The following is a 21,173-nucleotide window of genomic DNA, read 5'->3' on the forward strand; positions in this document are numbered from 1 at the left end:
CGATGCCGGTGACCCGCTCCCTGGCCCGTCCATCGATCAACTCTGCGAAAAGTACACCCACTTGAGTGGCCCACACCGTGTCTTCGTTTCCGGTCCGGACGCTGCGGACAGACCAAGAGGGAAGCGGAAGATCCGTTCAACAGTCGGTACCGCCGGTCTGGGTCTCAGTGCCCGGAGCTCCTCACGATCCACGCCGTCGCCGTCGCCGTCGCCGTCGCCGTCGTCCCTCTCCCCTCGGGGAGTTCCTCCCCGCCGACATGAAAGCCAAGGCCCCATGGCGACCATCTCTCCGTCCGCTGGGCTGTTCACCCTCGTCAACGTCTTCGCCGTCGACCCCCGTGATCAGAAACAGCTCTGCGACCACCTGGCCCAGGTGACCGAAGAGCTGATCCGGCACCTGCCCGGGTTCATCTCGGCCTCCTTCCATCTGAGCCACGACGGCGAGCATGTCGTCAACTACGCGCAGTGGCGTACGGAAGCTGACTTCCGGGCCATGCACGCGGACCCGCGGCTGAAGGAGCACTTCGCGTACTGCCGGTCCGTCTCCCGGCCCAAGCAGCTGTCCTGCGACGTCGTCCACTCCTGCCACTCCGGCCCCCCACCCGACGGAGCGTGACCATGGCATACCGGGCCCTGATGGTCCTGAGGATGAACCCGGAGGACGCCCCGCGCGTGGCAGCGGCCTTCGCCGAGCACGACAAGACCGCGCTGCCGGGCGAGATCGGTGTCAGACGGCGCGTCCTGTTCCGGTTCCACGACCTCTACATGCACCTGATCGAAGCCGACGACGACATCATGGAGCGCCTCTACCAGGCGCGCAGCAGTCCGCTGTTCCAGCAGGTCAACGAGCGCGTGGGCCAGTACCTCACACCGTACTGCGCCGACTGGAAGGAGCTGAAGGACTCCCGGGCCGACGTCTTCTACACCTGGGAGGCCGACCGGCCGTGACCGTGGCCACGAGGTCGGATCCGACCACCAGAGAAAGGACGAGTCATGGCTGAGGCAGCGGCCGCCAGGGTCGCCGTGTCGAGTGTGGCGCCGAGCCGCCGGCAAGGAGGCAGCACCCGGGCGTTGTTGACGCCCGCGTCGGTCGGCGCGACCTCCGGTTTCATGGGGCACATCGAACTGGCCCCCGGGGAAGCCGTCGCGGAGCACTACCACCCCTTCTCGGACAAGTACCTGTACGTCATCGAGGGTTCGGCCGTCGTCCGCGTCAACGGCGAGGAGGTGCCTCTGGAACGGGACGAGGCACTGCTCATCACTCGCGGGCAACGCAACCGTATCGAGAACCGTGGGACCGTCACCACGAGGGCCGTCTTCCACATCGCCCCGCTCGCCCCCAGGCCCGAGCTGGGCCACGTCGACACCGAACCCGTGCCCCACCCGGCCTCCGCGCCCCCACGCGTCGGTGGCTGACATGGACGATCAGGCTCAGAAGCGGGTGGTGATCACAGGCATCGGGGTGCGAGCCCCTCAAGGAGTGGGAACGGACGCGTTCTGGCAGCTGCTGACCGCCGGGCGCACCGCGACGAGGACGATGACGCTGATCGACCCCGCCCCCTTCCGGTCGCGCATCGCCGCGGAGGTCGACTTCGACCCGCCGGCCGAAGGACTGTCACCCGCGCAGGCGACGACGTACGACAGAGCGACCCAGCTGGCGATCGCCGCCACCCGCGAGGCGCTGGCGAGCAGCGGACTCGCCCCGGCCCGGCTGGACCCCGCACGGACCGGCGTCAGCATCGGCACCGCCGTCGGCTGCACCACCAGCCTCGACCGGGAGTACGAGCGGGTCAGCGCCGGCGGTTCCCACTGGCTGGTCGACCACACCGTTGCCGTGGAGCGGCTGTTCGACTACTTCATACCGGCCTCCATCGGCCGTGACGTCGCCTGGGAGGCAGGGGCCGAGGGCCCGGTCACCGTGGTGTCCACCGGCTGCACCTCTGGGCTCGACGCCGTGGGGTACGGCGCCGATCTCATCCGCTCCGGGCGGGCGGACGTGGTCCTCTGCGGTGCGACCGACGCTCCCATCTCGCCGATCACGGTGGCTTGCTTCGACGCCATCAAGGCGACCTCCGCCAACAACGACGATCCGGCGCACGCGTCCCGTCCCTTCGACCGCAACCGCGACGGTTTCGTCCTGGGCGAGGGAGCGGCCGTGTTCGTCCTGGAGGAGCTGTCGTCGGCGTACCGCCGTCAGGCCCGCGTGTACGCCGAGATCCGCGGCTTCGCGACGAGGTCGAACGCGTACCACATGACCGGCCTGAAGCCCGACGGCCGGGAGATGGCCGAGGCCATCGCGGCCGCCATGCGGCAGGCGCGCTGCACCGGTGAGGACCTGGACTACATCAATGCCCATGGCTCCGGCACCCGGCAGAACGACCGGCATGAGACGGCCGCCTTCAAACGGAGCCTGGGGGAGCGCGCCTACGAGGTGCCCGTCAGCTCCATCAAATCGATGATCGGCCACTCGCTCGGCGCGATCGGCTCACTGGAGCTGGCCGCCTGCGCGCTGGCCATCGAGTACGGAGTGATCCCGCCCACTGCGAACTACGACGAGCCCGACCCGGAGTGCGACCTGGACTACGTGCCCAACGTGGCGCGGGAGCAGCGGGTGGACACCGTACTCAGTGTCGGCAGCGGGTTCGGCGGATTCCAGAGTGCCGCCGTGCTCGGCAGGCCGACAAAGGCGGCGGCGCGGTGAAGGCAGCGGCAGCAGCGGCAGCAGCGGTGGCGACCGGCACCGTAGCCACCGGCACCGTAGTGACCGGTCTCGGGGTCATCGCCCCCAACGGCATCGGCACCGAGGAGTACTGGGCGGCGACGCTCGCGGGGAAGAGCGGCATCGGTGTCATCCAGCGGTTCGACGCGTCTGCCTACCCGGTGCGCGTCGGCGGCGAGGTACTCGCATTCGACGCCGACGCACACCTGCCCAAGCGCCTGATGCCGCAGACCGACCGCATGACGCAGTACGCCCTGGCGGCCGCCGACTGGGCGTTGACGGACGCCGGTCTGGTGCCGGCGGACCTCGACGAGTACGGCTTGGGCGTCCTCACGGCCGGCGGGTGCGGTGGCTTCGAGTTCGGCCAGCGGGAGATGCAGAAGCTGTGGGGGACCGGCCCCGAGCGCGTCAGCGCCTACCAGTCGTTCGCCTGGTTCTACGCGGTGAACAGCGGGCAGATCTCCATTCGCCACGGCATGCGGGGGCACAGCTCCGTGTTCGTTTCCGAACAGGCGGGTGCCCTCGACGCGGCGGCCCACACGGCGCGCCTGCTGAGGAAGGGCGAGCTCAGCGCCGCGCTGACGGGCGGGTTCGAGGCGTCGATCTGCCCGTGGGGCCTGGTCGCCCAGCTCCCCAGCGGATTCCTGAGCACGGTCCCCGACCCCGGCGTGGCCTACCTGCCTTTCGACGCCGCTGCGGCGGGATACGTACCCGGCGAGGGCGGGGCCCTCATGGCGGCCGAACGGGAGGACACGGCCCTGCGCCGGGGCGCCGCGAGGATCTACGGGCGGATCGCCGGGCACGCCTCGACCTTCGACCCCCGCCCCGGCTCCGGCAGGCCGCCCGGACTGGCGCGCGCGATCAGGGAGGCGCTGCGGGAGGCACGGATCGACGCGGCCGATGTCGACGTGGTCTTCGCCGACGCCCTCGGCGTGCCGGCCCTGGACCGGGCGGAGGCGGATGCCCTGGCGCAGGTCTTCGGACCGTCGGCCGTACCCGTCACCGCGCCCAAAACACTGACCGGCCGCCTGTACGCGGGCGGCGCGGCCCTGGACGCGGCGACCGCCCTGTTGTCCATACGGGATTCGGTCATCCCGCCGACCGTCGGTACGAGTGCCCTCGCGCCCGGCCTCGGCATCGACCTGGTGCTCGACGCGCCCCGCGAAACCCCGGTGCGCAACGCACTCGTGATCGCCCGGGGAACCGGCGGCTTCAACGCGGCGCTGGTCCTCCAGCGATACGGCTGACGGCGGCCGCGGCCACGCGACACCCGGCCCCATCCACCCCCCGACCCACCGCACTCCACTGCCTGCCGGCTCAGGAGGTCCCACCATGCCCGAAATCACCCTCGCGTACCTCGTATCGATCATCAAGGAATGTGCGGGAGACACCGACGCGGCCGATCTGGACGGCGACATCCTGGATGTGACATTCCAGGACCTCGGTTACGACTCGCTCGCTCTGCTGGAAGTGTCCGCACGGCTCCAGCAGCACCTCGGTGTGTCGATCCCCGAGGACGCAATGGAGACCCCCAGGGGCACACTCCGGCTGATCAACGAGAAGATCTCAGAGGTGGCTGTCTGACATGGGAGCACGCACCGACAACGCAGTGATGATCGAGGCCCCCGTCTCCCTCGTATGGGACATGACCAACGACGTCGAGTCGTGGCCCGAACTGTTCTCCGAATATGCCGAGACGGAAATCCTCCGGAGCGGCGACGACGGGATCGACTTCCGGCTCAGGACGCGCCCGGACGCGAACGGAAGGGTCTGGGAATGGGTGTCGCACCGCACACCCGACAGGGAATCCCTCACCGTCGAGGCGTACCGGATCGAAACCGGCCCCTTCGCCTACATGAAGCTGCACTGGACGTACCGCGGGACCGACGAGGGCACCGAAATGCGCTGGGTGCAGGAATTCGACATGAAGGCCGGCGCCCCCTTCGACAACGAGCAGATGACCGCCCACCTGAACCTGACGACCAAAGCCAACATGGCGAGGATCAAGAAGATCATCGAAGAGGAACACCGGGCGCGACAGGACGCCCCCGGGGAAGGCACGACCACTGCCGAGACCGAACAGCGCGACCACCGACCACTGTCCTGAACGCCACAGCCTCAACCGGCCCCCGATGGCGCCGCTCCGAACCGAGGTTTCGCGGCTGGTCACTGCTCGTCCGGTTCCTCCGAGTGCCCCCTCGCCATGGGCCGATACGGGCGTGCGGTGGAGTGCCGACCCATGAGGAACAACCCGTGAGGACCTGAAGAGATTGCCTACCCCATCCAGTGGCCCTGACGACCGATCAGCCGCATCGGCCGAGCTCCACGCCCTCGCATCCGGTTACCTGTTCACCGCCGCACTCCGCGCCGCGGCGGTCCACGGCATCGCCGACCACCTCGCCGACGGCCCCATGACACCCGGCGAACTCGCCCGCCGCTCCCACACCCATGGCCCCTCCCTGCGCCGCGTCCTGCGCCTGCTCGCGATGGGAGGAGTCTTCCGTGAGGACGACGACAACGCCTTCCGCCTCACCCCTCTCTCGCAACTGCTCCGCCGCGATGTACCCGGATCACAGCGTGCCGCGATCCTCATGCTCACGGACCCGTTCATGTGGCGGTCCGCCGAAGGACTCACGGAGACGGTACGTACCGGCGAACCGGCCTTCGAAACGGCCTACGGCATGCCGTTCTTCGCCTACCTGGACTCCGCCCCAGCCGCACAACAGATTTTCGACGCCGGTATGGCGGACCTCTCGGTGCGGGACAACGAACACATCGCCGCACACTGCGCGTGTCCCGAGAGCGGCACGGTCGTGGATGTGGGCGGCGGCCGGGGCGGTCTGCTGCGCGCCGTGCTCAGCCGACTCCCCGAACTGTCCGGAGTGCTCTACGACAGGGAACGCACCGTCGCCGACCACGTACTGGACCACAAGGAACTGGCCGGCCGCTGGCGCGTGGAGACCGGGGACTTCTTCACGGCCGTGCCACCGGGCGGCGACGTCTACCTGCTCAAACACGTTCTGCACGACTGGGACGACGAACACTGCCTACGAATCCTGCGCTCGATCCGCGCCGCGATGGCACCGGGCGGACGGCTGCTGGTGGTGGAAACCGTCCTGCCGCCGGGAAACGAGCCGGGCACCGGCAAAGTGGTGGACGTCATCATGCTGATGAAGCTGCGCGGAAAGGAACGTACACGCGAGGAATTCGCGGCCCTCCTGGCCCGATCGGCATTCCGGATGACCGGAATCGTCCCCACGGAGGCATCGGCGTCCGTCATCGAGGCGCAAGCTGTCTGAGAAACGTCTGGAACGGGGTCGCCTGCCGGATGAAGGAACATGGTCCGCGTACGCGGGCTGACCACCTCGGTCGCCTCGTCGCGGGCGCACCGGCTCCTGGACGGAGTGGCACTGGTGGGCGGCAAGCAGGCCCCCTGTGGAGCCCGTCGAAGGGCGCCGTGACCCGTCACAGTGAGCGGGACCATCCTTGGGAGGCCTCTCTCCCGCACGGGGCCCAATCGCTTCGTGGCCGGCGCCGGGCCGGACGTACAGGGGCCCGCTTCGCATGCGATGGACGGGTCAGGCCGTGGAGGCGGGGCCGGGCGGCAGGTGGACGGTCATGATCAAGTGACAGGTTTCGGTGCCGCCGCCGCGGTAGGTGTGGGGGGCGTCGCCGTCGAAGGTGGCGGTCTGTCCGGCTTCGACGGGGTGCTCGGCGCCGTCGACGATCAGGGTCATGCGGCCGGAGGTGACGGAGACGGTTTCGACGACTCCGGCCTGGTGGGGGTGGCTGGGGTACTCCTCACCCGGTTCGAGTTTCCAGCGCCAGACCTCGACGGGGGCCGGGCCCGAGGTCGTCAGCATGAGGCGGGCCTCGCTGCCCCGCTCGCCGGCCCACAGCGGCATCACGGCGTCGGCGTCCACGACGCGGACGCGGCCTTCGGCCGGGCCTTCCATCAGGGCGGAGACGGAGACGCCGAGGGTGTCGGCCAGCCGGACCAGGGTGGCGAAGTTCGGGTTGCCCTGAGCCTTCTCGAGTCCGACCAAGGCCCCCTTGCTGACCTTGGCGCGCCGGCCGAGCTCGTCCAGGGACAGGCCGGCGCGCTGGCGGGCCGTCCTGACGTTGTGCGCGAGCGTCCGCAGAGCTTCCTCTGTCTCGGCCATCCGATCGCCTCCTCGCGAGTGGACCACTTCAATGCACCGTCCGGTCGTTTGGTTGACACGGGTCGGTCGGTCCACTGTACGGTTTAGTCGTTCCATTGTCATACTAAGGGATGTACGTACCGTGATCGCTCTGCTGCTGGCCCTGGGCAGCTCCCTCGCCTACGGGTGCGCCGACTTCCTCGGCGGCCTCGGTGCCCGCAAGGCCCATGTACTGCGCACCGTGATGATCGCGGCCCCGGCCTCGCTCGCGGTCGAGCTGGTGCTGTGGCCGTTCCTCGGCGCCTCCTTCAGCGGCGCCACCCTCGCCTGGGGCGCCGCCTCCGGTGTGGCCTCGGCCGCCGCGTTCGCCCTGCTCTACCGAACCCTGGCGATCGGTCCGATGAACGTCCTCTCGCCCGTCACCGCCCTGGTGTCCGCCATGCTCCCCGTCGGCGTGGGCCTGCTCCAGGGCGAGCACCTGGGCACGGCCGGACTGATAGGGCTGCCACTCGCCCTGGCCGCGGTCGTCCTGGTCAGCGCGGGGCATGGAGCGGGGTCGGCCCGCCCGTCCCGTACCGCGCTGCTGCTGGCCTTCGGGGCAGGCGCCGCCATCGCCCTTCAGCTGGTCTTCCTGCACCAGGCGCCGTCCGACAGCGGGGTGGCCCCGCTGATCGTGGGCCGGGCGGTCTCCTCGGCCGTCACCCTGGCCGCCGCAGGGGCGATGTACCGCAAGCTCGGCCCCGAGAAGCCCGCGTACGCGATGTCCGCAGCCGCAGGAGTGCTGGACTCGGTGGCGAACCTGCTCTTCCTGCTCGCCGCCCGCAGCGGCGACCTCGCCGTCGTCGCCGTCATCACCGCCCTCTACCCGGCCGGCACCGTCCTGCTCGCCCGCGGCGTGCTCGCCGAACGCATCCACCGCGGCCAGCTCGTCGGCCTGGGCACCGCTGCCGTCGCCGTCAGCCTCCTCGCCCTCACCTGAACCGCCCCTCACCACCGCACCACCGCACCGCCGAACCCCGCAAGGAGACCAGCATGTTCATCCAGCCCTGGGACGCCGGCCTGGACGAAGCCGAATGGCAGACCTGGATCGCCGAAGGCCACGACTTCGGCCTCCTGAGCGTCAACGGCCTGCCCGGCCAGGCGCCCGTCGCCGTCCCCACCCACTTCACCAGCGACCCCGGCCACCTCCTGATCCACCTCGCCCGCCCCAACCCCGTCTGGAAGGCGATCGAGAGCGGCCCGAACGTTCTCTTCACGGTCTTCGGCGACTACGCCTTCATCCCCGGCCCCTGGCGCGCCAAGTCCGACACGCCGCCCACCGACGGCGTCCCCACCAGCTACTACACCGCCGTCCAGTTCTCCTGCCACGCCCACATCGTCGACGCCCCCGAAGCCAAAGCCGAGCTGCTGCGCCGCCAGCTCGTCCACTTCCAGCCCGACGGCGACCACGCCCCCGTCACCGTCGACCAGCCCCCGTACGGCCGGATGCTGCCCGGCATCCGCGGCCTGCGCCTGGAAGTCACCGACGTACGGGCCAAGTTCAAGTACGACGACCACAAGTCCGTCGAACACCGCACCGCCGTCGCCGACCACCTCACCGCACGCGGCCACGGACTCGACCTCCCCGCAGCCGAACAGCAGCGCCGCCGCCTGGACCGCATCGGTCCCTGGAAGCTCTGACCACCCGCCCGTACGCACGGAAAAGCCCTGCCTCATGACTGTCTTCCGCATCGCCCCCGCCGTCACGGACGCCTTCCCCGACACGCTCATCGCCCTGATCACCGCCACCGGCCTGCGCGGCCGTGAACCCTGGCCCCACACCGTCGCGGCAGTGGCGGAACTGGAACAGCAACTCGCCGACGGCACCTGGCAGCCCGCCGACGAGACCGACCCCCGCATCGACGCGTGGCACACCGCCTACCGCTCCTTCGGCACCAACCCCCGTCGCGTCCGCCCCAGCGTCGACGCGCTCGGCCGCCGCCTCGCCAAGAAGGGCGCGCTGCCGCGCGTCAACCCGGCCGTCGACTCCTACAACGCCGTCTCCGTCCGCAACGGCCTGCCCGCCGGCGCCTTCGACCTCGACCTCGACCACGTCACCGGCGACGTCGACATCCGCTACGCGGACGGCACCGAGGAGTTCACCCCGCTCGGCGAACCCGACACCATCGAGAACCCCAAGCCCGGCGAGATCATCTACGCCGACACCGCAAGCGTCCTCACCCGCCACTGGAACCACCGCGACGCCCACCGCACCCGCGTCACCGAGGACTCGACCCGCGTCGCCTTCCTCCTCGAAACCCTCCACGCCACCCGCGACGGCCACTTCCTCAAGACCGCTGCGCACGAGCTACAGGGCCTGCTCCTCCCACACGCTGATCAGACCGCCGTCTGCTTCCTCAGCCCGGCAAAGCCCCAGGCCACAGCCTGAGACGGTCGCTAGCCGCGAGGACCTGCAGCACACTTCCACCACCACGCCCGCAGACCAGGCAAGCGGAGCAGCCGTCCCCATGCGAGCGACGTAGCGTTCACACTCCGGCGGTTCACCACCACCGAGATCGAAGTTGCCGGGACGCGGCTTCCGGCCGGAGCACCCGTGCTCATCGGCATCCAGGGCATCAACACCGACCAGCCCGCGCCCCTGGACCAGACCTCCCCTTCGGCGGCGGCCGCACTACTGCATCGGCGCCCAACTCGCCCAACGCAACACCGGACAAGACGGGCAATGTGGTAGGAAGATGTGAATTCGACAAGAAATGAGCGAAACGGAAGGAAAGGGGATCGTCTGGTGAAAGTGATGCCACGTAGCCTCCTGACCGCGTTCACCGCCGCTGGAACGCTTGCCTGCCTGGCTGCGGCACCGGTTGCCTCAGCAGCGCTGGACGAGCCTCTCCAGTACGTTGCCCTCGGCGACTCTTTCGCCGCCTCACCCCAAGTGCCGCCGCCCGACGTGTCCAACCTGCTGTGCCTGCGCTCACTCGTCAATTACCCGCACGTCGCCGCCAAGGCCCTGGATGCCAAGCTGGCCGACGTCAGCTGCTCCGCCGCCACCGTCGAAGACCTGACCACCTCCCAGTATCCGGGCACCGACGCCCAGTTCGACGCGCTCTCTTCCGACACCGACATCGTCAGCATCACCATTGGCGGCGTGGACACCGGTCTGGTCACGCTCGCCCTCGATTGTCTGAACGTGCACCCCAAACCCCAAGGGGCCAGCTGCGCCGCCCGGAACACCGCAGGTGGCTCCGACAAGGCCAAGGCCGCCATCGACGCGTGGGCTCCCATGTTCGCGGCAGCCCTGGACGAGATCCACCGCCGCGCGCCCCATGCGAAGGTGTTCGTCATCGGCTACGGCAACGTCATCCGCCCCGGTGGCTGCTTTCCCACCCAACCCATCTGGGACATGGACGCCGACTACCTCCAAGGCACAATCGACCACCTCGACAGCCGGCTGAAGCAGGCCGCCCAGGAGCACGACGCGGTCTTCGTCGACACCTACCCCCTCGGTGTCGGGCACGACGCGTGCGCCGCACCCGCCAACCGCTTCATCGAAGGATGGGTACGCACCCGCGCCACCATGCCCCTGCACCCCAACGCCAAGGGCGCCGAGGCCATCGGCACGACCCTCGCCGCCGCCGTCCGACGCGCGGCCTTGACATCTTGACGCGGATCTACGACGGCGGGTCGCCTCTTGCGGTCCCGCGCCCGCTCCACCACTGCCCACCACAGCACGGCCGGACGCCCCCACTACCCTTCACCCGGTGATCCGGGCGCTGACCTGACCTCATGGCCCGGCCCATGGCGCACCGTCTGAGCGGCACGGTCACGCGACCGGCCTTTCCCTGTTCCGCAGATGCTCCGCGAACGCCTGCGCCGCGGCCAGGTCCCCGTCGTTCGGCCGCTGCTTGTTGATGCCGCCGACCACTTTGAAGGGGGTCCAGGTGTCGAACGCCCGGCATGAGAAACGCCCGTCCACCTCGAAGCCCTTGCCTCGGAGGAGCTGGACCAGGGGACGGGTGAAAGGCGCCAGCGGCATCTCGGGGAGCCCGCTGGTGGCGAACACGAATGCCCGGCCCGGCCTCGCTGGAAGTGCCCTGACGAAGTCCGTCAGGCGGGGGTGGAGCCTGCCGTAGAAGACGCCCGAGCCGAATCCCACGAGGTCGGCGCCGGCCAGCTCCACCAGGTCGGCCTCCTCGGGGCGAACGACCTTCGCGCCCAGTACCTGGGCCATGGTGTCGGCGACATGACGCGTACTGCCGTGTGACACGGAGACGCACACGATGACGGCCTTCATCTTGGACGATCCCTTCTCTCGTTTCCGTAGAAGGGACAACACAGGGTCTCCAGATGTGACACCACGAGATATGACGGCGACCACACGGTACCGGGACAGCGGCGCGCCCGGACCAGCTCCGGTAGGTTTTCCCGCTGCTCAGCCGCCACGACGTACAGCGTCCTGGTCGCGGGACCGGCGGTCGGGGGCACCCTCTTCCGCCTCGCACTGTCCGGACCTCGCGCCACTGCGCGGGCGCCGTACCAGAGCACTGACTACTGGTGGCGTGGTGCTGCTCGTCGCCGTACTCACTCAGGGCTGTGCGGGCGGCCGGGTGATGTCGGAGACGGAGTTCACCGAGCACCTGCGTCTCACGCAGGAGGCGGGTGAGGACGCGGTGCGGCGGCTGGGGATGGATCCCTCGTCCATAGTGGACCATCGGAAGATGGCCAACGCCTCCTGTAAGGACGACCTTGGCGTCGACGCCGAGGGCGTCACCCGTGACCAGCCGAGCGTCACCTGGGCACCCCAGTTCGCGACCCGCGCCGCGTATGAGACGGTGGTTGACACGCTCCGCGAGGAATGGTCCGAGCAGGGCCTGACGGTAAAGGACGTTCCGGCCCCCGCAAAGGGCGAGCCGGGGGCCGGCCTCCCGGGGCTCCGGACGACGGACGACCACGGCATCGAGTTGTCGCTGCGACCCGACTGGTATTCAGGGGAGCCGACGCTGGTGGCCGACGGCGGATGCGTACGGCACCCGGGGTATCTGGTCGATTGGGAGTAGCGGAAAACGCGTCGCTACGGACTGCGGCGCGAGGTCCGGGGGAACGCAGCGGCGGCAGGAGCCGCGCCGGCCCTCGGCGGTTTCTCGACGAGCGTGCCGGGGCCCCGGAACGCCTACTCGCGGCCTTGTACGGTCAGAGGGGGCCATGCAGTAGTCGTTCTCCGGGCAGCACACGACGTACACAGGGTTGTAGCCGGGATACACGGTCTTAGGGTTCGGGTCGGCATAGTTGAAGTAGGAACCCGGGACGGGCGTACCGGTGAAGGTCACCGTCGTGCCGACCGGGAAGCTCGCGGAGCATGTGCCGGTAGGTGGCTGCTGCGGTTCCTCGCTGTACGGCTGTCACGCAGGCTGGTGGCAGTTGATCCCGGCCGGCTGGCTGATGACGGTGCCGCCACCCCAGCCGTCGCTGGTCCACACGGACACAGTCGCCTGCTGGGGCGCCGCCTGCACCGGCGCGACGGTGCCGAGCCCTGCCGCAGTGCCCGGCGCGACGGCGACCACCATCGCTCGCCTGTTGCCGCGGATCTGAATCTTCTTGTGTGCCACGGGGAGCACCCCCTTGTTTGTTGCGGTAGTCATGCCGACGCATACGCGTGGGGACACCTCCACAGGAGCGCCCACGTGGACGGCCGCTTTGCGGATCGCATCCGGGCCGGCCGCCCGTCTTCTCGGCCAGGAACTCGCGATCCCATGCGGGAAACAGTGCTCGACCGGATACCGGGGCATCGGTCGAGTCGCCTCGCGGGCAACGGGGAAATTGGATGTCTGACGTCAGACTGGGGCCGAGCTCGTTGGGGTACATCCGGCCAGGCATCCCACGTTTCCCCCGGACGACCCCAGATGCTCGTGGTTATGTGTTGCTCACCAACGGTCAAGCTCACGTGAGGTCGCGCCGACGCCCAGGGCGACGAGCAGTCCGGGTCCGACGCGGAACCCTTCTACTCGGTGGACTACTGGAGGAATGGGCAGGCTATGTTCCTTCGCCCGTGAGGTGATCTGCTGAAGCAGGTGGCATTGCGTCCCCACGCACTGTTGCCTCGGCGGTACGACGACAGTGGTACGTGGTGAGCGCATAGGCGGGCGCTGTGCCGGTGGCGGTGCCCCCGGCACGTAAGGGCTTTGGGACGGCCAGAGGGGAAGAGGCTCGCGCGGCGGCCTCGGGCTGCAACGTCCGGGCAAGGCTGAGAGCAACCGCCGTCGGGCTGATGAAGGCCGGTACAAGCCGGCCGCCCGCCGCCGCAACGGTGCCCGCCCGCGAGCGTCGGGACGCTTAAGCGTTTGTGCGTGGACGCCGTCGTGGCCGACCATCGACGGCATGAACCGCTCCCGGCAGATCAGTACGCTCGCCCTGAGACATGTCATACCGGACGCTCTCGCGATAGAGCAGTGGGCGGAGATGCGCCCACTGATCGATGGCCAGGACGTGCTCGGAGAGATCCACCCGGAGGGGGTGGCCAGTTGTTCGCGCAGAGAATGGTTCGGTCCGGCCGAGCGGTGGCCGTTGGCGGCCATGGAGGAACCACGCCAGGTCGAGCTGTCGAACAACGACTGCTGCACCGGCTGCTGTGGAGGCGTCTTCGTCACCATTCACCGTCAGGGTGACCGAGTGGTGTGGTCGTCCTGGCAGAACACGAACGACATCCGAGTCCCCGTCCCCGACGACGTCCACTTCGATGCGGCTCAGTACGACGCCGAACTCGCGCGTGCCGTCGCGGACACCAGCTGGGAGCAGCCCGTGGACACCGTAGCGCGGCTGCTGACTCAGGGACTCGCGGACAGCAGGTGGTTCGAGCGGTGGGACTGCGCCGTGAACCAGGTGGAACTCCGGCGCGAGGAGCCCGAAGCGGTGGAGGTGTACTTCAGCCACCGTCGGGCCACACAGGCGTACGGCTCGGACTTCGCCTTCGACCTGCCCGTCACCCGGCACGAACCGGCCGAGGAACAGGCCCGGCGGCTCATCGGTCTGATCACGGCCGATGACCCCCGCAAGACGGCCGAGCCACTGTAAATGCGGTGGCGAGAGGCCGGTGTGATGGTGGGGTGAACCAGGGTGCAGGAGCCGACCGAGGGGTCGTGTTGCCGAGGCTGTTGGTGGTGCGTTGTCTGCTGGAGTGGCAGTGGGCGGGGGACGTTGTCGACGCGGCGTGTGTATGCGGTTGCTGAGATGGTGGGTGTTTCGGAGCGTACGGTGTGGCGCTGGCTGGAGCAGCCAAGGCGACTGGGCAGGTGGAGGCTTCGGTCCGGCAGAGGTATGGGGTGTCTGACGTGGTGTGGGCGCTGCTGGGCGAGGACGGGAAGCACTGAGCTGAGACGCCGGCTGGTCGCTGCTGGCGGTGGGGCCGGGAGTCGGTGCTGGCCGCGCTGCGCTCCGCGTTCCTGCACGACGAATCCTACGGTCCGTTTGGTGGTCTGCCCGAGAAGGTGCGGATCGGGTCTGGGCCGACGCCGATCTCGAGGACGTCACCTTCGCCCGACAGCCATGCCGCGCACGGCAACGTCCGTGCCTGGGCCCAGCGACCGCCCTGGCCTGCACCGGCCTGGCCCGCACCGGCGGTGCTTGCGTGGGCCAGGAGCTGCTGCGCTGGGCCTTCAGGCGCCTTGCCTGACGACCACGCCGCCATGCCGCTCGCGTGCCACCGTCCGTCGCTGTGGTCCTCGGCCCGGGCGACGACGCGGTCCACAGCACACCGCCCTGGCGGCCCCCCATCCGCCGTCCGGCCGGATCGCCCTGCGCCCCGGCCCGGGCACCACCAGCGAAACCGGCCTCGCCCACGACCTGCTGGCCGTGCTGGGTAAACCGTCTGTGCTCCCGGGCCGTTTGCCCGGCGGGCGTCAGTCCGCGTGGGAAGCCGTCACCGCATGGCTCACCGTCCTGCCCGTGAACCGGGCTGACCGTCCTGCGCGCCCACCGCCTCACCGCCCGGTGAACGATGCGCCTCCTGAAGACCGCGGGCCCTGACCGGCATCCACCTGACCTTGGTCTGCCAGCGCCCCGATCCGCCCGCCGGCCTGCACCAAGCTCGGCAGACGGCCGACCCCACCCTCACCACCCACGTCCAGGCCGCCCGCCGCGACTACTACGGCACAAGCGCTTCCGTACCGTCAGCAGCGCTCGCTCGCCGAGCCCTGTGACGATCTGACTCGTGCCCCGCCCCTGAGCGTTCTGCCACCGCGCCGGCTGGTCATGGCAACCGTCTGCTCCCCAGATCTCTCAAACGATGCCGCCTCCACCGGCGAGTTCGGGCAAAGCCAGGACACCACCGCAAACCTTCGGCTGAAGACGGCTGAGGAGTCTGCAGCAACCGAGGCGCGGGGGCGCCCTTCCCATCAACCGCCGCTTACGGCGTCCGTACGCGTTTGGTACGCGAAACGTGCGCTTCACGCTAGGGTTGGGGAAGGAGGTGCTGTATGTCCGAGCTGTTTGACGCGGTCGACGCGCTCATTGCGTCCCGTTCCCCGTTGCCGGCCCCGGCGGAGCGCAGGCGGCTGCGCCAGGCGCACGGCCTGACGCTGGACGAGGTGGCCGCCGCGCTGAAGGTGCGGCGGGCAACGGTCAGCGGCTGGGAGGCCGGCAAGACCGAGCCGCGGCCGCCGGAGCGCGACGCATACGCCCGTATGCTCAAGCAGCTCGCCCGGCTCTACCCCGCCGACGCCCAGGTGCCCCCCGGGGACACGGCGGCCTCCGAGATGCCTGCCGTTCCGGCCGCTGCTGCGCCCCCGGCAGCCGAATCGGCCCAAGCCCGTACCGGCCCCGCAGGCCCGACTGCAAAGTCCGCGAACCGCGCACTCCACCCCGCCGCCCCCGCCGCCTCTGCGGCTGTGCCGCGCCCGGCGGCCACGACCAAGCCGGCGTCGCGGCGCCCGCCGTCCGTGAGGAAGGCGGCCACCGTCGGCACTCCGGCGGGTGGCGCCGATGCGAGGTTCGAGAACGGTCCGCTGGCGGTCATCGATGTCGAAGACGGTCAGGTGCTGGCGTTCTGCGTCGGCGGCCTGGTCCTGGACGTACCGGCGAAGTCGCTTTCTGCGCTGGTGGAGTGGGCGCTGCGCGAGGGGCGGCTCGGTCAGCCGAAGCTGTCCGGGCCGGGCAAGGACGCCGACCCGCTGCTCGTCCTCACCGAGGCCGCGCTGAAGCGCTACGGCCTCCCCCTCACCCTCACCGACGAGGAGAAGCTCGCCGGACGGATCCCCGAGGACCACAAGGTCATCAAGCAGCTGGCCCGCGCGGAGTGGAAGCTCACGAAGCGCGGCTTGGGACCGTGGGCGCGGATCTACCGCCCCGCCACCGGCTTTCAGCGGGCCTGCGTCCAGTTGTGCATCCCGTCGTGGAACGCGCTGGACACCCGGCACTGGGGCGTGGCCGGGCAGCTTCCTCCGGCGGAACTCGCCCGCGTCCTGGGCGTGTACGCCTCCCGCGTGATGACGCCGCGCGGCTCGACTGCGGTCACCGGCCTGGAGCTGATGACCGCCCTGCACCCGCCGACCCGCGCCTCCGAGCCGGACGCGACGGGGAAGCGGCACTCCGAGCGCAACCCCGGCTCGCTGGGCAAGGACCCGGTCGACTGCGCACCGTGCGAGGCCCCCGACGGACACCCGCTCCTGGCGGACCTGCCGCGCTTCCACGTGCGCGGCCCGGCGGAGAAGCTGTTCGAGGAGGCGTACGACTGGGCGCGGCCGATGACGGATGCCGAGTGCACCCTGCGGTACCTGGTCGGCATCGACGTCAACATGGCTTTCGCCGCCGGCGCCAACGGCCTGGTCGTGGGTCTTGGAGCGCCCACCCACGTCAAGAACCCGGCGTTCGACCCGAAGCTGCCCGGCAGCTGGCTGGTCGACCTCTCCCACGTCGACCTGTCGAGGGTGAAGGTCGGCAAGGAGTGGGTGGAGCTGGACGGTTCGTTGTTGCCCAGTCCGTTCACCCCGAAGGGCGACCGCCCGGCCGGGCCGGCCTGGTACGCGACGCCGACCGTCGCGTACGCGGTGGAGCTGGGCTACGAGGTGCGCCCGCTGGAGGCGTACGTCCGGTACGACAACGGCCGTTACCTGGACGGCTGGTACAACCGGCTGCGTGACGCCTATCTCGCCACGATGGCCGACCTCGGTGTCGGCGCCGACCTGCCTCCGGAAGACTTCCTCGCCGCGATGGACGGCTACCGCGACCGCGATCCGGAACTGGTGGTCGTCGTCTCGGCGATCAAGGCGACCGTGAAGGGCGGCCTGGGCAAGCTGCGCGAGCGCCCGCGCGGCGAGGGCTGGCGGCCGGGCGAGCGGTGGCGGGCCCTGGAGCGGCCGACGTGGCGGCCGGACATCCGCGCGGCGGTCATCTCCCGCACCCGGACCAACCTGCACCGGAAGATTGTCAAGCACGCGGCGTTCACCGGGCAGTACCCGGTCGCGATCCTCTCCGACTGCGTCGTGTACGTGGCCAACGGCACCAGCCCGCTGGACTTCCTGCCGTACCGCGCGGGCAAGCCGCTGCCCGGCGGGTTCAAGCTGGGCGTCAACCCCGGTCTGGTCAAGCACGAGGGCACCCAGACCGTCCTGTGGGGCGAGGAGGTCCGCGAGCGGTTCAACGCCCCGGAGCTCAACCTCGCCCGGTACATCAAGGACGGCACCGTCACCGACGTCGACAGCGGTGAGTAGGAGGAGGCGGCGATGAGTTTGTTCGGGGACGGCCTGGAAGCCGCGGTGCAGAAGGCGTTCACCCGCCCGGCGCCGAAGTCGGCCGGCGCGCAGATGCGCTACCTGGTCAAGCAGCTCAAGAGCACCAAGGCGGTCGCCCGGATGCTGCGGGTGTCCCAGCGCACCGTCGAGCGGTATGTGAAGGACCAGATCAAAAAGCCCCGCGCGGACCTCGCCGCGCGCCTGGAGCGCGAGGTGAGCAAGCGCTGGCAGCCGCGGATCCGGGCCAGGGCCCGGCAGAAGGCGGCGACGACCGGCGGCATCGTCATCGACACCCGCGCCCGCATGGGCTACGTCGCGCCGGTCGGGGCGACCGATGAGGACCGCATCCGGCACCTGACCGTCGCCCTGCCCCCGCAGTACGCGGCCCGCCTCTTCGAAGCCCAGGAGGCCGGCGCCAGCGACCAGCGGCTCCAGGAGATCGCCGCTGAGGGACTCAAGGAGGTGTACTTCCAGGACGGCGGCCGCCGCGCCGGCTCCCTGGAGGAGGTCCGGTTCACCGACATCGAGCACCTCGAGTTCGACCTGTAGCAGCCCCGCCCCGATCAGTCAGCGAGCCTCGATGTGACTGAGCGCTTCACTTGGCGAGTGAGTGCCTGAGTTGGCGACTGGAGCGTGGGCTGCCGACGGTTTGGTGAGCCGGGACGAGAGCACACTCGAATTGGCCGGACCGAACGCAAACATGGCAGTCAAGGCCAGTGAGCGACGATCAAGCTGTCAGTGGCTGACTCTAGGGTCAGCCCTATGACAGCAGACCTGGTCCAGGATTCATGGAGCCGCATCGACGCGTGGCTGCGCGAGCAGGCGCCTCGCACTTTCGCCACGCTCCGACCGCCCGCAGGAGATGAGGAGATCGCGGCAGCACAGGAGGAACTGGGTATCACCTTTCCTCCGGACCTGGTCGCTTCACTGCTCCAACACAACGGGGCACTGGACGGACCAGAGACTTTCCGGTTCAGCACGCAGGACCGGCTACTCGGAGTGAGTGAGATCGTCGAGGACACCAAGTTCATGCGTAACGTCGCCGACGGCCTTGACGAGCAGGAGGCCGAGGACTACTGGCATCACGGCTACGCGAAGTTCGGTTCCTATGGGGCAACGTCAGACGGTCTCATGATCGATTGCCGCACCGGGCGGGGCTCCTTCGGCGCGATCGGACGGTTCTTCGACGAGACCGGCACCAGTTTCGGGCAGGCCGACTCATTGGGCAGGTACCTGGCAGAGCTGGCTGGCCGGCTCGAGAGCGGCCGGGATGCCGGTGTCGTTACGTTCAACGGCCGGCTGCTCTGGGAGTGGGCCATACCTGCCCACCCGGAGTGGGGCAGCGCCGACGATCCTCTTCCCACACCGGATGAGCAGCTCCCGGAGCTGGACCTCTCCTGCAGTCCCACCGACCTCCTCCACGCGAGCTACCTGGACGGACTGGAGGAACTCGGTGCACTGCTCGCGGTCCTGCCGCGGGAGCGGGTGGCTGAGGCCGCTCGGAAGCAGCTGCGCAGACTGGCGGTTGAAACGGGCCTCAACAAGTACCCAGAGGTCAAGTCAGCCCTGGACGCGTTGGAGCGGGGTGAAGTCCCATCACGGCCGGACCAGACCGACCCGCTGGTCCTGCGACTACGCGCGGTGCTCGTGCAGGCGAACGCCCACCGAGACGACACGCGCAGGTGGGCCGCGGAGAAAATGGCACACGGGATCTGGGGCTCGCCTTACAGGTCGGTGTACGAGAGCGCGGGGATCCGGAGCCGCCTTACTGTCGACTGGCGTGCGGATCTACATGCAGACCTGGGCAGACCGTCACTGCCACCGATACCTGACGAACAATTCTGGGGAACCCTGCGCAACCCCGCCATCGACTCCAGCTGGTACGCAGCTCAGTACGCCCAAGAGCAGGACTGACCCCAGGGGCTCCGGTTCCGCGTGAGCGCTTCATCTGGCGAGACTCGCCAGATGAAGCGCTCCGCGCCGGTCTTCTTCGTCTGTTCTTGGTTTGGTGGTGTTGTTGCTTTGCTGTGACTGGTGTTTCGTCCGGGGTGGGGTGATGGGCGCGAGTGATACGGGTGGGGCTGTTCTTCAGGGGTGGGCCGGGCCGGGGAGCTGAGTTGCCAGCTGTGCAGTGCGGGGGTTTCCGCAAGGGCGCGGTCGCACAGCGAACGCGTTTGCGCAACGGCATGTTCATTGTCTTCGGCGAGGCAGAACATGGCGCCGCGTGCGCCGGCCCGGCTGGGGTGGACGCGGATGTGTTCGATGCCGTTCCCGGGCTTTGTTGCGGTCCACAGGGCGCGCAGCAGGATCCGCTCGGGCATGACGTCTCCCTGCGGCGGGGGCTTTGTGAGGACGAACTCGATCAGGTGCAGGTTTCGACTATCGCCCTCGCCGGGTGGCGGGTGCGTGCCGGAAGGTGTGGCGTTTCCGTGCCGTGACGTGAATGTGCCGGCAAGGCGATCGAGATGGACGGGACAACGAGGGGGCGGTTTTTTTGGTGTGGGGAGTGTTGGGGCTCGATCGTGAGAGCGGGTCTGTCTACCGGCTGATGCTGGAGAACCCGGGCTGGGGAGTGGCGCAGCTGGCCGGGGCGCTGGAGACGGACACCGCTTCGGTGGCGGTGTGAAGAGTTGTTATAGCACCACTAGGTGGTGTCTTCAAATGATCTTGAGTAGTGGATTATGGGGTTGTGATACGTCGCCATGAACTGTCCGATGCCGAGTGGGAGTTCGTCCGGCCGTTGCTGCCCGGGTCGTTGCGGGGGCGGAAGCGGCTGGACGACCGGCGGGTCCTGAACGGGATCGTGTGGAAGTTCCGGACCGGGTCGGCCTGGCGGGATGTGCCCGAGCGTTACGGGCCGTGGGCCACGCTCCATACGCGCTTTCGCAGGTGGGCGGCGGACGGGACGTTCGACCGGATGCTGCGGGCCGCGCAGGCGAAGGCGGACGCGGCGGGCGACATCGAGTGGCTGGTGTCCGTTGACTCCACGGTCGTGCGGGCCCACCAGCATGCGGCCGGGGCCCGAGAAGGGGGCTGCGCGACCCGGCCCTCGGCCGGTCCAGAGGCGGCCTGACCAGCAAGATCCACCTGGCCTGCGACGGCAGGGGCCGCCGGCTCGCTTTCGTCGTCACGGGCGGCAACACCAACGACTGCACCCGGTTCACCACCGTGATGGAAGCGATCCGAGTGCCCCGCATCGGACCGGGACGACCCCGCACCCGGCCCGATCACGTCCTGGGAGACAAGGGCTACAGCTCGAAGGCGATTCGCGCCTGGCTCCGCCGCCGGGGCATCCCGCACACGATTCCCGAGCGGGCCGACCAGGTCGGCCATCGGGCCCGGCGAGGCAGCCGCGGCGGCCGCCCGTCGGCCTTCGACCGCGAGGTCTACAAGCACCGCAACGTCGTGGAAAGGTGCTTCAACCGCCTGAAGCAGTGGCGCGGCATTGCCACCCGCTACGACAAAACAGCCCAGTCCTACGAGGCGGCCGTCACCCTCGCCTCACTCCTGATGTGGGCGTGACATTTGACGACAGAACCTAGGGGGGTGTCTGGAAAGTCGGTGGCTCGTTGCTCTGTTTGTGGTGCGTCGACA

Annotated in this window: 22 protein-coding genes; 19 read left to right on the forward strand and 3 right to left on the reverse strand. The window is 69.3% G+C overall.

Going from position 1 to position 21,173, the window contains the following annotated elements:
- Positions 1–274 precede the first annotated feature (274 nt).
- The 8 genes from AMK26_RS21135 to AMK26_RS21170 all read left to right on the forward strand — a co-directional run bounded on the left by AMK26_RS21135 (position 275) and on the right by AMK26_RS21170 (position 6,018).
- Positions 275–616 (forward strand): antibiotic biosynthesis monooxygenase family protein, encoded by a 342-nt coding sequence (locus AMK26_RS21135; protein ID WP_073756216.1) that lies wholly within the window; start codon positions 275–277, stop codon positions 614–616.
- A 2-nt stretch (positions 617–618) separates the two neighbouring features.
- Entirely contained in the window at positions 619–948 is a 330-nt protein-coding gene (locus AMK26_RS21140; protein ID WP_073756217.1) for a TcmI family type II polyketide cyclase, read from the forward strand.
- A gap of 45 nt (positions 949–993) precedes the next feature.
- Positions 994–1,416 (forward strand): cupin domain-containing protein, encoded by a 423-nt coding sequence (locus AMK26_RS21145; protein WP_073756218.1) that lies wholly within the window; start codon positions 994–996, stop codon positions 1,414–1,416.
- Position 1,417: 1 nt separating this feature from the next.
- Entirely contained in the window at positions 1,418–2,701 is a 1,284-nt protein-coding gene (locus AMK26_RS21150) for a beta-ketoacyl-[acyl-carrier-protein] synthase family protein (protein WP_143608579.1), read from the forward strand.
- Complete coding sequence (locus tag AMK26_RS21155) at positions 2,698–3,966, forward strand: ketosynthase chain-length factor (protein ID WP_073756219.1); 1,269 nt, start codon at positions 2,698–2,700, stop codon at positions 3,964–3,966. Before AMK26_RS21150 ends, AMK26_RS21155 begins: the two co-directional genes overlap by 4 nt.
- An 85-nt stretch (positions 3,967–4,051) precedes the next feature.
- Positions 4,052–4,303, forward strand: a complete 252-nt coding sequence (locus AMK26_RS21160; RefSeq protein WP_073756220.1) for an acyl carrier protein — start codon at positions 4,052–4,054, stop codon at positions 4,301–4,303.
- Position 4,304: 1 nt separating this feature from the next.
- Positions 4,305–4,826 carry an SRPBCC family protein gene (locus AMK26_RS21165; protein ID WP_073756221.1) on the forward strand — a complete coding sequence of 174 codons (522 nt, stop codon included), beginning with the start codon at positions 4,305–4,307 and terminating at the stop codon, positions 4,824–4,826.
- Positions 4,827–4,989: 163 nt separating this feature from the next.
- Entirely contained in the window at positions 4,990–6,018 is a 1,029-nt protein-coding gene (locus tag AMK26_RS21170) for a methyltransferase (protein ID WP_073756222.1), read from the forward strand.
- Positions 6,019–6,297: 279 nt separating this feature from the next.
- On the opposite strand, the gene AMK26_RS21175 is transcribed toward AMK26_RS21170, so the two are convergent.
- Positions 6,298–6,882, reverse strand: coding sequence for a helix-turn-helix domain-containing protein (locus AMK26_RS21175; protein ID WP_073756223.1), 585 nt, complete (start codon positions 6,880–6,882; stop codon positions 6,298–6,300).
- Positions 6,883–7,003: 121 nt separating this feature from the next.
- Between AMK26_RS21175 and AMK26_RS21180 the strand changes: the two genes are divergently transcribed.
- From AMK26_RS21180 to AMK26_RS21195, 4 genes are all read left to right on the forward strand, one after another.
- Positions 7,004–7,840, forward strand: a complete 837-nt coding sequence (locus AMK26_RS21180; RefSeq protein WP_073756224.1) for a DMT family transporter — start codon at positions 7,004–7,006, stop codon at positions 7,838–7,840.
- Between the two features lie 53 nt (positions 7,841–7,893).
- Positions 7,894–8,541 (forward strand): FMN-binding negative transcriptional regulator, encoded by a 648-nt coding sequence (locus AMK26_RS21185; protein WP_073756225.1) that lies wholly within the window; start codon positions 7,894–7,896, stop codon positions 8,539–8,541.
- Positions 8,542–8,575: 34 nt separating this feature from the next.
- On the forward strand, positions 8,576–9,289 hold the full coding sequence (locus AMK26_RS21190; protein WP_073756226.1) for a B3/B4 domain-containing protein: 714 nt from the start codon (positions 8,576–8,578) through the stop codon (positions 9,287–9,289).
- 366 nt (positions 9,290–9,655) lie between these two features.
- Positions 9,656–10,522 (forward strand): SGNH/GDSL hydrolase family protein, encoded by an 867-nt coding sequence (locus AMK26_RS21195; protein WP_079277717.1) that lies wholly within the window; start codon positions 9,656–9,658, stop codon positions 10,520–10,522.
- 159 nt (positions 10,523–10,681) lie between these two features.
- On the opposite strand, the gene AMK26_RS21200 is transcribed toward AMK26_RS21195, so the two are convergent.
- Positions 10,682–11,152: a flavodoxin family protein gene (locus tag AMK26_RS21200; protein ID WP_073756227.1), complete on the reverse strand. Its 471-nt coding sequence runs from the start codon at positions 11,150–11,152 to the stop codon at positions 10,682–10,684.
- A 265-nt stretch (positions 11,153–11,417) separates the two neighbouring features.
- On the opposite strand from AMK26_RS21200, the gene AMK26_RS21205 reads away from it, so the two are divergent.
- A complete protein-coding gene (locus tag AMK26_RS21205) occupies positions 11,418–11,915 on the forward strand; it encodes a hypothetical protein (protein ID WP_073756228.1) in 498 nt (165 codons plus the stop codon).
- Between the two features lie 342 nt (positions 11,916–12,257).
- Here the strand turns inward: AMK26_RS21205 and AMK26_RS37365 are convergent, their stop codons facing one another.
- Positions 12,258–12,464: a hypothetical protein gene (locus AMK26_RS37365; RefSeq protein WP_198944126.1), complete on the reverse strand. Its 207-nt coding sequence runs from the start codon at positions 12,462–12,464 to the stop codon at positions 12,258–12,260.
- Positions 12,465–13,233: 769 nt separating this feature from the next.
- Here AMK26_RS37365 and AMK26_RS21215 point away from each other — a divergent pair.
- The 6 genes from AMK26_RS21215 to AMK26_RS35750 all read left to right on the forward strand — a co-directional run bounded on the left by AMK26_RS21215 (position 13,234) and on the right by AMK26_RS35750 (position 21,101).
- Positions 13,234–13,926: a hypothetical protein gene (locus tag AMK26_RS21215; protein ID WP_073756230.1), complete on the forward strand. Its 693-nt coding sequence runs from the start codon at positions 13,234–13,236 to the stop codon at positions 13,924–13,926.
- A gap of 1,400 nt (positions 13,927–15,326) precedes the next feature.
- Positions 15,327–17,558: a telomere-associated protein Tap gene (gene tap, locus AMK26_RS21225; protein ID WP_073756231.1), complete on the forward strand. Its 2,232-nt coding sequence runs from the start codon at positions 15,327–15,329 to the stop codon at positions 17,556–17,558.
- A 12-nt stretch (positions 17,559–17,570) separates the two neighbouring features.
- Positions 17,571–18,128, forward strand: coding sequence for a telomere-protecting terminal protein Tpg (gene tpg / locus AMK26_RS21230; RefSeq protein WP_073756232.1), 558 nt, complete (start codon positions 17,571–17,573; stop codon positions 18,126–18,128).
- A 213-nt stretch (positions 18,129–18,341) separates the two neighbouring features.
- On the forward strand, positions 18,342–19,493 hold the full coding sequence (locus AMK26_RS21235) for an SMI1/KNR4 family protein (RefSeq protein WP_073756233.1): 1,152 nt from the start codon (positions 18,342–18,344) through the stop codon (positions 19,491–19,493).
- A 260-nt stretch (positions 19,494–19,753) separates the two neighbouring features.
- Positions 19,754–20,017, forward strand: a complete 264-nt coding sequence (locus tag AMK26_RS36715) for a hypothetical protein (protein WP_206745196.1) — start codon at positions 19,754–19,756, stop codon at positions 20,015–20,017.
- 254 nt (positions 20,018–20,271) lie between these two features.
- Positions 20,272–21,101, forward strand: a protein-coding gene (locus AMK26_RS35750) for an IS5 family transposase (RefSeq protein ID WP_241838007.1) whose coding sequence is annotated in 2 segments (ribosomal slippage) — positions 20,272–20,611 and positions 20,611–21,101 — 831 coding nt in all. Because the reading frame shifts where the segments join, the coding sequence is not laid out codon by codon here.
- Positions 21,102–21,173: the final 72 nt, after the last annotated feature.

The organism is Streptomyces sp. CB03234, from assembly GCF_001905885.1.
Classification (GTDB): Bacteria; Actinomycetota; Actinomycetes; order Streptomycetales; family Streptomycetaceae; genus Streptomyces.

What these genes read in the sequence shown, in the direction of transcription:
- AMK26_RS21190 (WP_073756226.1), top strand. Translation starts at nt 8,576, where the DNA reads ATGACTGTCTTCCGCATCGCCCCCGCCGTCACGGACGCCTTCCCCGAC.
- AMK26_RS21135 (WP_073756216.1), top strand. Translation starts at nt 275, where the DNA reads ATGGCGACCATCTCTCCGTCCGCTGGGCTGTTCACCCTCGTCAACGTC.
- AMK26_RS21140 (WP_073756217.1), top strand. Translation starts at nt 619, where the DNA reads ATGGCATACCGGGCCCTGATGGTCCTGAGGATGAACCCGGAGGACGCC.
- AMK26_RS21175 (WP_073756223.1), bottom strand. Translation starts at nt 6,882, where the DNA reads ATGGCCGAGACAGAGGAAGCTCTGCGGACGCTCGCGCACAACGTCAGG.
- AMK26_RS21150 (WP_143608579.1), top strand. Translation starts at nt 1,418, where the DNA reads ATGGACGATCAGGCTCAGAAGCGGGTGGTGATCACAGGCATCGGGGTG.
- AMK26_RS21185 (WP_073756225.1), top strand. Translation starts at nt 7,894, where the DNA reads ATGTTCATCCAGCCCTGGGACGCCGGCCTGGACGAAGCCGAATGGCAG.
- AMK26_RS21160 (WP_073756220.1), top strand. Translation starts at nt 4,052, where the DNA reads ATGCCCGAAATCACCCTCGCGTACCTCGTATCGATCATCAAGGAATGT.
- AMK26_RS21215 (WP_073756230.1), top strand. Translation starts at nt 13,234, where the DNA reads ATGAACCGCTCCCGGCAGATCAGTACGCTCGCCCTGAGACATGTCATA.
- AMK26_RS21235 (WP_073756233.1), top strand. Translation starts at nt 18,342, where the DNA reads ATGACAGCAGACCTGGTCCAGGATTCATGGAGCCGCATCGACGCGTGG.
- tpg (WP_073756232.1), top strand. Translation starts at nt 17,571, where the DNA reads ATGAGTTTGTTCGGGGACGGCCTGGAAGCCGCGGTGCAGAAGGCGTTC.
- AMK26_RS21195 (WP_079277717.1), top strand. Translation starts at nt 9,656, where the DNA reads ATGCCACGTAGCCTCCTGACCGCGTTCACCGCCGCTGGAACGCTTGCC.
- AMK26_RS21200 (WP_073756227.1), bottom strand. Translation starts at nt 11,152, where the DNA reads ATGAAGGCCGTCATCGTGTGCGTCTCCGTGTCACACGGCAGTACGCGT.
- AMK26_RS21165 (WP_073756221.1), top strand. Translation starts at nt 4,305, where the DNA reads ATGGGAGCACGCACCGACAACGCAGTGATGATCGAGGCCCCCGTCTCC.
- AMK26_RS21145 (WP_073756218.1), top strand. Translation starts at nt 994, where the DNA reads ATGGCTGAGGCAGCGGCCGCCAGGGTCGCCGTGTCGAGTGTGGCGCCG.
- tap (WP_073756231.1), top strand. Translation starts at nt 15,327, where the DNA reads ATGTCCGAGCTGTTTGACGCGGTCGACGCGCTCATTGCGTCCCGTTCC.